Here is a 13396-nt window from a genome sequence, read left to right as displayed (position 1 = left end):
TGGCTATCACGCGGCTATCTCACCATCAGCGGTCCCAGGAATATATGGCGAAACGGCTTGGTGAGGGGGAGACGAAGAAGGAGACGATCCGGTGTATGAAGCGTCACGTCGCTCGTTCTGTATATCGGATTCTCGAGGCCACGAAACCGATCGGCCAAGCCGCTTGACAGACATAGAAGGATCCTGACGGGGGCCCAGCAACCTCGCGCGAGGTTGCTGGGCCCCCGTCAGGTAGCAATTAGTCGTCGGTGAGGGTGAGGCTGAATCCGCCGGCGATGAGGGAGCCGATGTTGTAGATGAACGCCGCCAGCGTCGACAGCGCCGTCATCAGCACGATGTTGATGACCGCGATGATGAAGCCGGCCGCGACGACTCTGCCGAAGCCGAAGATGCCGACGATCCGCTCGGCCGACTCTGCGCCGGCGAGCTCGCTCATCGTCGATTCGAGGCCGCTCATCACACCGGTCGCCTGCAGAACGACCCACAGGACGATGAAGGCGACGATCGTGGCGATGCCGATCGCCACGGACATGAGGAACGACATCTTCATGACCGACCACGGGTCGACCGCGGAGACGGTGAGGCGGACGGTGCGGGGGCCCTTCTTCTTGCCCTTCCCGCTGTCGACCATGTTCTTCACACCCATCTTCACGCTGCCGGAGCTAGCGCGGACGGTGTTCGCGGCATTTCCCATCACCGAGGTGGCGCCGCGGTTGCCGCCACCCGATCCCTGGGAGCCCGATCCCTGTGAACCGGAAGTCGGCGCGCCGGATCCCTGTGACCCGGTCTGAGCACCCGATCCCTGAGATCCGGTGTGTGCCGACGGCGTCGAGGCCGCCGAGGGTGCCCGGTTGGGCTTCGGCGAGGCCTTCGGAGCGGGAGGTGCGACGACGGTGGCGTTCTGGCTGTTCGGACCCGAAGAGCCGCGACCGGAGCCAGATCCCTGTTTCGCGCCTGTTCCCGACCCGGAGTTCGAGCCTGAACCGCTTGCTGCAGCCGACTCGTCGTCGGACTTCGACGATCCGGCCGTCAGACGGGTCGAGCCGCTCGACGTGCGTATGATCTTGCCTGAGCCTGGCTGTTTGCTATCGCTCACTCTTCCACATCCTCGTTGCCGGTCTGAGGCTCTGCGACCTCACCTTCCGAGACCTCGGCATCGTCTTCGCTTTCGATCTCGTCTTCGACCTCGGCTTCGGGCCCACGGGTCACTGCGATAATACGATCTTTCTTGTCCGGTTTCGCGAACACCACACCCATGGTGTTGCGTCCCTTCGCCGGAACTTCATCGATGCTCGACCGAACGATCTTACCTCGCTCCATGACCACGAGGACCTCCTCACCGTCTTCGACGATGAGTCCGCCTACCAAGTCTCCGCGCTGTTCGGTGATCTTCGCAACCCGGATTCCCAGACCGCCGCGCCCCTGCAGACGGTACTCGTCGACCGGGGTGCGCTTGGCGAACCCGGCTTCAGTGACGACGAAGACGTGGGTGTCCGGCCGAACGACGTCCATCGTGAGCAGCTCGTCGTCGTCTTTGAACTTCATACCGGTGACGCCACCGGTGACTCGGCCCAGGGGACGGATCGACTCGTCATCGGCGGCGAAGCGGATCGACATGCCCTTCCGCGAGATCAGCAGCAGGTGATCCTCGGCACCGACGATGCGGGCAGAGACCAGCTCATCGGGCTGACCCTTGTATTCGCGCAGGTTGATGGCGATGACACCGCCGGTGCGGTTCGAGTCGTACTCGCCCAGGCGGGTCTTCTTCACCACACCGGAACGGGTGGCGAGGATAAGGAAGTCGGCTACTTCGTAGTCCCGGATCGACAGCACCTGTGCGATCGTCTCACCTGGTTGGAGGGCGAGCAGGTTCGCCACGTGCTGGCCCTTGGCGTCCCGTGAGCCTTCGGGCAGCTCATAGGCCTTCGCCCGGTACACGCGACCGGTGTTCGTGAAGAACAGCAGCCAGTTGTGGGTCGAGGTGACGAAGAACTGTTCGACGACGTCGTCGCCGCGCAGTGCCGCGCCCTTGATGCCCTTGCCGCCACGGTGCTGGGCTCGGTAGAGGTGAGTCTGGGTCCGCTTCGCGTAACCGCCGCGGGTGATCGTGACGACGACCTCTTCCTCGGGGATGAGGTCCTCCATGGACACGTCTCCGTCGAATCCGGCAAGGATCTTCGTCCGGCGATCGTCACCGTAGCGCTCGACGATCTCGTCGAGTTCCTCGGACACGATCTCACGCTGGCGAGCCGGGGTTGCCAGGATGTGGTTGTACTCGGCGATCTGCTGCTCGATCTTCTCGGCCTCTTCCTGGATCTTCAGTCGCTCCAGTGCGGCCAGTCGGCGCAGCTGCAGGTCGAGGATGGCGTTGGCCTGGAGTTCGTCGACCTCGAGCAGCTCCATCAGTCCGCTCCGCGCCTCGTCCGAGGACGGGGAGCGGCGGATCAGGGCGATGACCTCGTCGAGGGCATCGAGGGCCTTGAGGTAGCCGCGCAGGATATGCGCGCGTTCCTCGGCCTTGCGCAGACGGAACTGCGTGCGGCGGACGATCACTTCGATCTGGTGCTTGACCCACAGACGCAGGAAGGAGTCGATGCTCAGTGTGCGCGGCACGCTGTCGACGAGGGCCAGCATGTTCGCGGAGAAGTTCTCCTGCAGCGACGTGTGCTTGTACAGGTTGTTGAGCACGACCTTGGCCACGGCATCGCGCTTGAGCACGATGACCAGGCGCTGACCGGTGCGGCCCGAGGACTCGTCGCGCAGGTCGGCGATGCCGGCGACCTTGCCGTCCTTGACGTAGGAGGCGATCTTCGCGGCCAGGGTGTCCGGGTTGACCATGTACGGCAACTGGGTGACGACGAGGCAGGTCCGGCCCTGGATCTCTTCGACCTCGACGACGGCGCGCTGGGTGATCGATCCGCGACCGGTGCGGTAGGTGTCCTCGATGCCCTTGCGGCCGAGGACCGTCGCGCCCATCGGGAAGTCGGGTCCCTTGACGATGCCGAGGAGGGCTTCGAGTGCCTCTTCCTTGCTCGCCTCCGGGTGGGACAGCAGCCACTGTGCGCCCTGGGCGACCTCACGCAGGTTGTGCGGAGGAATGTTCGTGGCCATACCCACGGCGATGCCGGCCGAGCCGTTGACCAGCAGGTTCGGGAACCTGGAGGGCAGGACCATGGGTTCCTGGTTGCGGCCGTCGTAGTTGTCCTGGAAGTCGACGGTGCCTTCTTCGATGTCCCGGACCATCTCCATGGCCAGGGGCGCCATCTTGCACTCGGTATAACGCGGTGCGGCCGCTCCGTCATCGCCCGGAGAGCCGAAGTTGCCCTGACCGGCCACGAGTGGGTAGCGCATCGTCCACGGCTGCACGAGGCGGACCATGGCGTCGTAGATCGCCGTGTCACCGTGCGGGTGGTACTGGCCCATCACGTCGCCGACGACGCGCGAGCACTTGGAGAAGTTGCGGTCGGGGCGGTAGCCGCCGTCGAACATCGCGTAGAGCACGCGGCGGTGGACGGGCTTGAGTCCGTCGCGGACGTCAGGCAGGGCACGTCCGACGATCACGCTCATCGCGTAATCGAGGTACGACCTCTGCATCTCGAGGTTGAGATCAACCTGTTCGATCCGGTTGATTTCTGTTCCGATATCGTTCTCGTCGGCCAATGTGGGCTCTTCCCTTGTGTTCGAACCGTGTCCGGCTGGATCTCAGCCGTGTGCGGCGGCGATTGGTGCGTGCAAAGAATAGGTTCATCCGGTCTCCCACCCTCACCGAGGCGGCTGCCCCGGTGAGGGCGGACGATCAGATATCGAGGAAGCGGACGTCCTTCGCGTTCTCCTGGATGAAGCGGCGACGCGAATCCACGTCATCGCCCATGAGGACGGTGAAGATCTCGTCGGCGACGATCGCGTCGTCGAGCGACACCTGCTTGAGCAGCCGGTGGTCGGGATCCATCGTCGTCTCCCACAGCTCCTCGTAGTTCATCTCGCCCAGACCCTTGTAACGCTGGATCGCGAGATCCTTCGGCAGTCGCTTGCCGGCGGCCCGACCGGTCTCGAGCAGTCCGTCGCGTTCCTTGTCGGTGTAGGCGAACTGGTGCGGGGCGTTCGACCACTTGATGCGGTAGAGCGGCGGGGTGGCGAGGTAGACGTAGCCGTGTTCGATGAGCGGCTTCATGTACCGGAAGATCAGCGTCAGCAGCAGGGTCGTGATGTGCTGACCGTCGACATCGGCGTCGGCCATGAGGACGATCTTGTGATAGCGGAGCTTCTCGAGATCGAACTCCTCACCGATGCCGGTGCCGAAGGCCGTGATCATCGCCTGGACTTCGTTGTTGCCCAATGCGCGGTCGAGTCGAGCCTTTTCGACGTTGAGGATCTTTCCGCGCAGCGGCAGGATCGCCTGAGTGTTCGGATTGCGGCCCTGAGTCGCCGAGCCGCCGGCCGAGTCACCCTCGACGATGAAGACTTCGGAGATCGTCGGGTCCTTCGACTGGCAGTCCTTGAGTTTGCCGGGCATACCCGAGGACTCGAGCAGTCCCTTGCGGCGAGTGGCCTCACGAGCCTTGCGAGCGGCCAAGCGGGCCTGGGAGGCCTGCAGCGCCTTGCGCACGACGTCCTTGGCCTGGGCCGGGTTCGACTCGAACCAGTGTCCGAGCTCGTCGCGGACCACGCGCTGGACGAAGCCCTTGACCTCGGAGTTGCCGAGCTTCGTCTTCGTCTGACCCTCGAACTGGGGATCGCCGAGCTTGACGGAGATGACGGCCGTGAGCCCCTCGCGGATGTCATCGCCGGTGAGGTTCGGGTCCTTGTCGCGCAGCAGCTTCTGTTCCTTCGCATACGCGTTGACCAGCGAGGTCAGAGCCGTCCGGAAGCCCTCTTCGTGGGTGCCGCCCTCATGGGTGTTGATGACGTTGGCGTAGGTGTGGACCGACTCGTTGTACGACGTCGTCCACTGCATCGCGATCTCGAGCGCGAGAGTCTGTTCGCCCTCTTCGGCTTCGAAGACGATGACATCGGGATGGACGAGATCGGCCTTCTTCGTCGAGTTGAGGTACTCGACATAGTCGAGCAGACCGTTCGCGTATTCGTAGGTGACGGTGCGCGGCTTCCACTCGGTCGCCTCGTTCTCGTCGATCTGAACATCGTCGTCATCGACTTCGTTGTGGCGCTCGTCGGTGAGGCTGATCTTCAGGCCCTTGTTGAGGAAGGCCATCTGCTGGAAGCGCGCACGGAGGTACTCGTAGGAGAAGTCCGTGGTCTCGAAGATCGAACCGTCCGGCCAGAAGGTCACGGTGGTGCCCGTCTCATCGGTGGCTTCGCCGCGCTGCAGCTCCCCGGAGGGCACACCGCGGACGAAGTCCATCGTCCACACATAGCCATCGCGCCTGACCTCGACCTCGAGTCGTTCGGACAGCGCGTTGACGACGGTCGAACCCACACCGTGGAGACCGCCTGCCACGGCGTATCCGCCGCCGCCGAACTTACCGCCGGCGTGGAGGATCGTGAGGATCACCTCGACAGTCGGCTTGCCTTCCGTCGGGTGCATCGCCACCGGCATTCCACGACCGTCATCGGCGACACGGACGCCTCCGTCGGCGAGGATGGTGACCTCGATATGATCGCAGTAGCCGGCCATCGCCTCGTCGACCGAGTTGTCGACGATCTCCTGAACGAGGTGGTGGAGACCACGTTCCGAGGTCGAACCGATGTACATGCCGGGTCGCTTCCGGACTGCCTCGAGACCCTCGAGCACAGTGATGTCGCCGGCATCGTAATGAGGCTGATCCTCGGTCGTCATATGACTCCTTGTTCGGATGGTCGCTATCAGCTCCCCATTCTACCGCGCCGCACGCTGAAATGCCCGTAAGCGGCCTGTGAAGGCGTATTTCCCGAATTTTCGTGCCGCAGTTGTACCCCCGGACAGGTGAGGTAGCGGCTATGGCCGTTTAAGGCCCTCTGTGTTCTTCTCATAAATACAGGGACACTTCCCGGGAATTCGCCGACGCGGCTGCCCACTTCACCCGAATGTGTCCCGAGGTCCGCGGCCGGCGACCGATCGTCGACCGCGTTTGAAGCTGCGTCCCTGTGGCCCCTTGATCTCGATCTCAGTGATCGTCGCCGAGCCCAGCCCTTCCTCTAGTCTGCGCAGGATCGTCGGTTTGAGCACCCGCAGCTGGGTCGCCCACGTCGTCGAGTCAGCAGCGATGACGAGCAGGGGAGGAGAGAAGTCGACGGGAGTCGCGTGCTGGGCCACCTGGGGTCCGACCAGGTCGGGCCACCGGCCGAGCACCTTGCCGATGTCGAGTGAGGACGACCAGCCGCGGTCCGTGATGAGCGACCCGAGCACAGATGACACGGTCTTCGGGTCTCGACCGTCTCGACCCGACCCGGAGTAGACGGCTTCGCCGCGCAGGCGGGAACGGCGACGGCTGCGAACGAACTTCGCTTCGGTGACCTCCATCCGCCTGACTCGGTCGAGAGCTTCGAGTGCGGCGACGGGAGTGGAGTAGTCCCGGTCGATGCCGCTCATGATGCGCCGCTGCTCAGGAGTCGGGACTGGTCGATCCGGATTCCTTCGAGACCATCGGGCAGATCGGAGTCGACGGCCGCGGTGATGAAGACCTGTTCGGCCGATGTCACTCTGGAGGCCAGACGCTGCCGCCGACCGGTGTCGAGTTCGGCGAAGACGTCATCGAGGACGAGGATCGGCTGTTCGGCGGCGCTTCCGGCATCGGCGGAGAGCAGATCCCACCCTGCCAGCTGCATGGCCAGCGCCAGCGACCAGGTCTCTCCGTGAGAGGCATAGCCCTTCGCCGGATGGGTTCCGATCATCAGGGACAGATCATCGCGACCGGGTCCGTGCAGGGTCAGTCCACGCTCGATCTCAGTCGTCCGGCGACGATCGAGGGCCGCCAGCAGCAGCTCCTTGCAGTCGGCAGCAGATGCGGCCTGCGAGTAGTCGATGCGCGAATCGTAGGCGATGTGGGCGCCTTGTCGTTCCAGCCGGGCATCAGCTGCGATATAGGCGAAGTTCGCCTGCAGCGGTTCGACGATATCGGCGAGGATCCGCTGTCGCCCGAAGACGAGTTCGGCGGCGGAGTCCGCATAGGCCATGTTCCAGATGTCGAGAGTCGCCTCGAGGCCGGGATCGCGGTCCTCGCGGAGCCGCTTGAGCAGCGCATTGCGTTGTTTGAGTGCCCGTTCGAAGTCCGTGATGATCGAGGCGAAGCGCGGATTGCGCGCCACGACGAGTGTGTCGATCCACGACCGACGTTCGGCCGGTTCACCGCGAACCAGGCTGAGGTCCTCGGGAGCGAAGACGACACAGGACACGAGGCCGAGGATGTCCTTGAGCTTCACCGCATTGCGGTTGACCCGGGCCCGGTTGGCGCCTTTGGCCTGGATCGTCACCTCGACGGTGGCATGCCGCTGATCCCGGTTGACCAGCGCGGACACCGTCGCAGCCGGTCGCCCTTCGTGGACGAGCGGAGCGTCGAAGGCCACCCGATGGGAGCGCTGATGAGCGAGATACCCGATCGCCTCGACGATATTGGTCTTCCCGGTCCCATTGTCGGCCACGAATGTGGTGACTCCGGGTGAGAACTCGAGGTCGAGCTCCGGATACGACCGATAGTCACGCAGAGAGAGTCGGGATATCCACATTCAGATGCGCGTGGGCATGAGCAGATAGCGATAGGACTCGTCGGCGGGACCGTCGAGTTCCTTCTGCCCGGAGATGATGACCGGTTTCATCGGCTGCGTGAAGGAGAAGTTCACGTACGGACTCTCGACAGCGGCGAGACCTTCGGCGATGTAGTGCGGGTTGAAGCCGACGGTGATCTCGTCGCCCTGGAGGGTGGCTTCGACGGCTTCGGAGGCCTGAGCGTCGTCACCGGTGCCGGCGTGGAGGGTGAGCATGCCGTCGGTGACCTCGAAGCGCAGCGGGGTATTGCGCTCTGCCACGAGGGAGACGCGGCGAACCGCTTCGCGCAGCACGGCGGTCTCGACGATGGCGTGGATCGGAACCGAATCCGGGAACAGCGATCGGACCTTCGGGTACTCGCCTTCGATGAGCAGCGAGGTGGTCACGCGGCCTGCTGAGGTGAAGGAGATGAGGTCCTTGCCGGCATCGGTGCTCAGACCGATCGTGACATCGCCGCCGAGGGACTTCGAGACATCGGAGAGCGTGCGTCCGCGCAGCAGGGCCACGGCCGAGACGTCGGGGCGGCCCGGGTTCCAGGTGAATTCGCGAACGGCCAGACGGTAGCGATCGGTGGCGAGCATCGTGACCTTTTCGCCCTCGATCTCGACGCGCACGCTGGTGAGGATCGGCAGGGTGTCGTCCTTCGAGGTCGCGATCGTGACCTGTGAGACGGCGTTCTGGAACTCACCGGCAGAGACGGTGCCCGAGTCGTCGGGGATCTGCGGCAGCGCCGGGTACTCAGCCACAGGCATCGTCATCAGCGAGAAGCGAGAGGAGCCGCAGGTGACGTCGACCTTCGCATCGATCTGCTCGAGGGTGACCTCTTGGTTCGGCAGAGCCTTGGAGATGTCGGCGAGCAGACGTCCGGAGACGAGGACCGTTCCTGCGGAGGCTACGTCGGCAACGATCTCGACGCGGGATGAGACTTCGTAGTCGAAGACGGCCAGACGCACTGTGCCGCCTGCTTCGGCGGTGATGAGAATACCGGTGAGGACCGGAGCGGAAGGACGGTTGGGCAGAGTCTTGGTCGCCCAGGCAACAGCGTCAGCGAGAACGTCGCGATTGACTTTGAACTTCAGGGGGGATGCTTCCGCGTTCACTTTACTCCTTCGGGGTGGCGACCCGACCTGCACTGGGCATCTGGCACGAGATTCCGGGTTGCGAGTCACAGGCTCGATACTGCTCGGAAAACTTTACACAGCCTATCCGATTTGTGCCCACCTCAGGAGCGCCGGCCGAAAAGCGATGCCAGGGGTGCTCAGTGAGCGAATCTCGCATTCGAGAATCAGCCGAGATCCTGCGTTCGAATATTCCGCAGGTCCATGACTCTCTCGACCTTGAGCTCGTGAGCTCGAAGCTCATCCACCGCAGCAGTCGGTGGCGGTCGCCCTCTTAAGAGCTGAATTCACTTGGTAGAAGTATCAGCACCTGTGGAGACTGTGGACAAGTGCCGCTTACCCCAGAGTAATCAAGGGTTCTGAGCCATTATAGCCTTGTGGATGCCATGTGCACCGTGGCCGAGGCGTCGGTGGGCGCTTGGGTAAACACAAGCATGTAGTTCACATCTTTCCACCCGTGCAACCGTTCTGTCCACCGCTCTGTCCCCAAGCTGTGAGCATTTGTCCCCAGGGTTATCCACAGATGTGTATGGCGTCTTCTACAGGCGGTGCTGTTGTTTAATGCGGTTTGTGAGTTCGGTGACCTGGGTGTAGACGGCCCGTCGTTCCGCCATCTGAGTTCGAATCTTCTTGTTCGCGTGCATCACGGTGGTGTGATCGCGTCCACCGAACGCCTGTCCGATCTTCGGCAGGGAGAGGTCGGTGAGCTCACGGCACAGATACATGGCGATCTGTCTGGCCGTCGTCAGAGTCCTGGACCGGGAGGTTCCGCACAGGTCATCGAGGGTGAGGCTGAAGTAGGCAGCGGTCTGGCCCATGATGTCCGCGGCCGTGACCGCAGGGGTGTCATCCGGGGTGATGAAGTCCTTGAGGACGGTCTCGGCCAAGGAGACGTCGATCTGCTGATCGTTGAGGTTGGCGAATGCCGTGACCCGGATGAGAGCGCCTTCGAGCTCGCGGATGTTCGAGGACACACGGGAGGCGATGTATTCGAGGACATCGTCGGGAACATCGAGCTGTTCGGCTGCGGCCTTGCGGCGCAGAATCGCGAACCGAGTCTCCATGTCCGGTGGCTGCACGTCTGTGAGCAGCCCCCATTCGAATCGGGAGCGCAGCCGCTCTTCGAAGCCCTTGAGCATCTTCGGCGGCTGATCGGAGGTGATGACGACCTGTTTGGCCTCATTGTGCAGGGCGTTGAACGTATGGAAGAACTCTTCGACGGTCGCATCCTTGCCCTGCAGGAATTGGATGTCGTCGATCATGAGGATGTCGACCTCACGGTAGCGGCGCTGGAATGCCGGACGCAGAGCATTCGAGGTCTTCGACGAGCCGATCGTATTGATGAAGTCGTTGACGAACTCTTCGCTGGAGACGTACTTCACTCGGATCTCCGGGAACAGCTGAGTCGCGTAGTAGCCGATCGCGTGGAGCAGATGGGTCTTGCCCAATCCCGAGTCCCCATAGATGAACAGAGGATTGTAGGCCTTGGCCGGTGCCTCGGCGACAGCGAAGGCCGCTGCATGGGCGAACCTGTTGGAAGCGCCGATGACGAAGGTGTCGAAGGTGTACTTCGGATTGAGCTGAGCGACGCCGGGAGCATCGACGGGCGGTCCCATCGGGGCGGCGGTCGCCTCGGCGATCTTCATTTCACGGTCCGTCATTCCGGAATCGCCCGGAGCCTGCGACTGCGAGGCGGGCGTCTGCGTTGCCGGAGGTGCCGATGCCTGAGCCTGTGGCATCCGGATATCCGAGTTCTGCGCGGCCGGCTGGCCCTGGTGCGGCTGGGCGAATTCGGGCGTCGAATGATCGGCGGGTGCCGGTCGGACCGGTTCGGTCGCCTCGGTGGGGGTGGGTTCAGGGAATCCCGTCGCCGAGGTGGAGGTGACCGGATCGATGGGAACCTGGGCCCCAGGGGTCGACTCTCCAATGAGATCCTCGAAGCGGATCGGCACGTCGAGTTCAGGATCGACGACGAAGCCGAAGGTCACCTCGAAACCGAGCACCTTTGAGAACTCCCTGGTCAGGGGGCCGAGTAGTCGGGTCTCGATGGTGCGGCGGGTGTGTTCGTCACGCACGGCGAGAAGGATGAGCGCATTGTCGACGAGGGCCTTCGGCAACGCGAGGGAGAGGAATCCCTTCTGATGCGACGTGAGGTCTGGGTCCTTTTCCAGGTTTGAGACCACCGTGTGCCAGCGGCTGATGAGCTCATTCTTGGAATTCGACACCGTCACATTTCCTCAGCTTTCAAAAAAATTCGTTCTGGCGTGATCCACACCTGTGCATGACTTCCACATAGTTTTCCACAGAATGTGGACCAGTGCCGACTCAGCCCAGTGAATCTCCACACTCGTGGATAAGCTTGTGGAAAACTACATGGGTGTGACTTGTGGACGAGCCTTGATCACGCGAACGCGAACGGCGATGAATTTCGGGCGAGCGTGATGTGAAACATGCGGATTCCGTTTGACCGTTTCGATTCCGCCTCGCTAAGATGGAGTGTCCTGTGTACCGGGCTTCATCCGATTATCCTGATTATCTTTTGGCTCTTATGCACAGGAGTGCTCGGCGGTCGAGACTCGTACCGCCGTTTTTTGTGAGAACGCACCGGCGTTCACCCGCAACCTAGAAATCGGAGACTGAAGTGAGCAAGCGTACATTCCAGCCCAATAACCGTAAGCGCGCCAAGAAGCACGGCTTCCGTCTGCGTATGCGCACCCGCGCGGGCCGCTCGATCCTGGCTGCACGTCGTCGCAAGGGACGTTCCGACATTTCGGCCTGAGCATGCTTGACGCGGCACATCGGATCCGCAGCGGCGAAGACTTCAGACGAATCTTCAGAGCCGGGGTCCGGGTGCGCACAGAGCATCTCATGGCACACAGCCTGAGAGACACCGATGATACCCACGCTGCACGCGTGGGTTTCATCGTATCCAAGGCCGTCGGAAATGCCGTGGTGCGCAACCGCACCAAACGCCGCCTGCGCGAGATCATGCGTGCGCGGCTCGGTGAGCTGAGAGCAGGAGATCTGTTCGTCATCCGGGCGCTGCCGCATGCCGGACAGGCCGACTTCGCCGTTCTGTCCGCCGAGGTCGACGAGCTGCTGGTCAAGGCAGAGAAGAAGCTGGAACGTCGTGGACGCCGAGCATGATCTGAAGCATGCCTCCGAGGTGCCCCGCCGGCCGGCAGGTTTCTGGCCGGCACTCGGCTGGATCGTCCTGATCGGACCGAGGATGCCGTTCGTCTGGTTCATCCGCGCCTATCGAATCGTGATCTCACCTCTCTACGGCCAAGTGTGTCGCTACTATCCCAGCTGCTCCATGTACGGTCTCGAGGCGTTCGAGATACACGGAGTTCTCAAGGGCGTGGTGTTAACTGGGTGGCGAATACTGCGCTGCAATCCGTGGTCGCACGGAGGTGTCGACCATGTGCCGGGCTCGGCGCGGGAGGCCAGGTCGAAGACCATCCACCGCGGTCAGGCACACACCTGAACATACTGAACTTGCAGTCCGCGCACGAGCGTGAAGACGCGGACTGCCTCGGGGCACACGTCGTGTCGCGCAGACCTGTGAACAATGGCAAAATGAACTTCGCGCAAGAATCGGTGTAACGAGGAGAACTGAATGGACTGGATGGACAAGCTGCTCTACCCGCTGCAGTGGGTGGTTGCTTGGATCCTCGCGATCTTCCACGAGATCTTCACCGCAATCGGTCTCCAAGCCGACAGCGGTTGGACCTGGGTGCTCTCGATCGCCGGACTGACCGTGGTCATCCGTGCTCTCCTCATCCCTCTCTTCGTCTACCAGATCAAGTCGCAGCGCAAGATGCAGCTGCTGCAGCCGGAGATCCAGCGCCTGCAGGCGAAGTACAAGGGCAAGAAGGACCAATACTCCCGCCAGGCCATGGCCGAAGAGCAGATGGCGCTGTTCCGCGACAACAAGACGAGCCCGTGGGCTTCGTGTCTGCCGCTGCTCGTGCAGATGCCGATCTTCTTCTCGCTCTTCCGCGTCATCCACAACATGCCGAAAGTCGCTTCCGGTGACGTCGGAGCCATCGGCGGTTTCACACAGCAGCTGGCGATCCAGGCCGAGCAGTCCTCGATCTTCGGCATCAGCCTTTCGGCGGTCTTCACCGACCCGGGCTTTGCGGTCAAGCTGCTGACAGGTGTCCTCATCGTCATCATGGCCGCCACCATGTTCATCACGCAGAAGCAGATGATGGCGAAGAACATGTCGGAGTCGGCAATGGCCAACCCGATGATGCAGTCGCAGAAGATGCTGCTCTACGTGATGCCTCTCGTCTTCGGCATCGGCGGAATCTACTTCCCGCTCGGTGTCCTCATCTACTGGCTGGTCTCGAACACCTGGACGATGGCCCAGCAGCACATGGTCATCCGCAATATGCCCGCTCCCGGCTCGAAGGCCGAGAAGGAGATGCTTGAGCGCAAGGCTCGCAAGGGCAAGACCGTGAAGCAGGACGAGCTCAAGGGATCGACCGTCACCGAGGAGGCCCCGAAGAAGAGCGGCCAGCGGCAGCAGCCCGTGAGCAAGAATCGTAAAAAGAACAAGAAGCGCTGAGGACAG

General features: G+C 62.7%; 11 protein-coding genes. 4 read left to right on the top strand and 7 right to left on the bottom strand.

Annotation, left to right across the window (positions count from 1 at the left end):
- Positions 1-238: 238 nt before the first annotated feature.
- From BI49514_RS16985 to dnaA, 7 genes are all read right to left on the bottom strand, one after another.
- Complete coding sequence (locus BI49514_RS16985) at positions 239-1096, bottom strand: DUF3566 domain-containing protein (RefSeq protein ID WP_244195281.1); 858 nt, start codon at positions 1094-1096, stop codon at positions 239-241.
- Positions 1093-3660 carry a DNA gyrase subunit A gene (gyrA, locus tag BI49514_RS10685; RefSeq protein ID WP_101546520.1) on the bottom strand — a complete coding sequence of 856 codons (2568 nt, stop codon included), beginning with the start codon at positions 3658-3660 and terminating at the stop codon, positions 1093-1095. Before gyrA ends, BI49514_RS16985 begins: the two co-directional genes overlap by 4 nt.
- A gap of 136 nt (positions 3661-3796) precedes the next feature.
- Positions 3797-5794: a DNA topoisomerase (ATP-hydrolyzing) subunit B gene (gene gyrB / locus BI49514_RS10680; protein ID WP_101546519.1), complete on the bottom strand. Its 1998-nt coding sequence runs from the start codon at positions 5792-5794 to the stop codon at positions 3797-3799.
- 219 nt (positions 5795-6013) lie between these two features.
- On the bottom strand, positions 6014-6526 hold the full coding sequence (locus BI49514_RS10675) for a DciA family protein (RefSeq protein ID WP_101546518.1): 513 nt from the start codon (positions 6524-6526) through the stop codon (positions 6014-6016).
- On the bottom strand, positions 6523-7659 hold the full coding sequence (gene recF, locus BI49514_RS10670) for a DNA replication/repair protein RecF (protein ID WP_101546517.1): 1137 nt from the start codon (positions 7657-7659) through the stop codon (positions 6523-6525). The genes BI49514_RS10675 and recF overlap by 4 nt, the downstream gene beginning before the upstream one ends.
- Positions 7660-8799 carry a DNA polymerase III subunit beta gene (dnaN, locus tag BI49514_RS10665; RefSeq protein ID WP_172173149.1) on the bottom strand — a complete coding sequence of 380 codons (1140 nt, stop codon included), beginning with the start codon at positions 8797-8799 and terminating at the stop codon, positions 7660-7662.
- Between the two features lie 557 nt (positions 8800-9356).
- A complete protein-coding gene (gene dnaA, locus BI49514_RS10660) occupies positions 9357-11042 on the bottom strand; it encodes a chromosomal replication initiator protein DnaA (protein ID WP_101546516.1) in 1686 nt (561 codons plus the stop codon).
- A 416-nt stretch (positions 11043-11458) separates the two neighbouring features.
- On the opposite strand from dnaA, the gene rpmH reads away from it, so the two are divergent.
- The 4 genes from rpmH (at position 11459) to yidC (ending at position 13390) form a co-directional block, all read left to right on the top strand.
- Positions 11459-11596 (top strand): 50S ribosomal protein L34, encoded by a 138-nt coding sequence (gene rpmH / locus BI49514_RS10655; RefSeq protein WP_039211706.1) that lies wholly within the window; start codon positions 11459-11461, stop codon positions 11594-11596.
- Between the two features lie 2 nt (positions 11597-11598).
- On the top strand, positions 11599-11964 hold the full coding sequence (rnpA, locus tag BI49514_RS10650) for a ribonuclease P protein component (RefSeq protein WP_101546515.1): 366 nt from the start codon (positions 11599-11601) through the stop codon (positions 11962-11964).
- The gene (gene yidD / locus BI49514_RS10645; RefSeq protein WP_244195280.1) at positions 11948-12304 is read left to right on the top strand and encodes a membrane protein insertion efficiency factor YidD; all 357 of its coding nucleotides are present in this window, start codon (positions 11948-11950) and stop codon (positions 12302-12304) included. The genes rnpA and yidD overlap by 17 nt, the downstream gene beginning before the upstream one ends.
- 132 nt (positions 12305-12436) lie before the next feature.
- Positions 12437-13390 carry a membrane protein insertase YidC gene (gene yidC / locus BI49514_RS10640; protein ID WP_101546514.1) on the top strand — a complete coding sequence of 318 codons (954 nt, stop codon included), beginning with the start codon at positions 12437-12439 and terminating at the stop codon, positions 13388-13390.
- The last annotated feature ends 6 nt before the right edge of the window (positions 13391-13396 follow it).

This window comes from Brevibacterium iodinum ATCC 49514, assembly GCF_900169265.1.
Lineage (GTDB): Bacteria > Actinomycetota > Actinomycetes > Actinomycetales > Brevibacteriaceae > Brevibacterium > Brevibacterium iodinum.
This window is presented reverse-complemented; position numbering and strand designations above follow the sequence as displayed.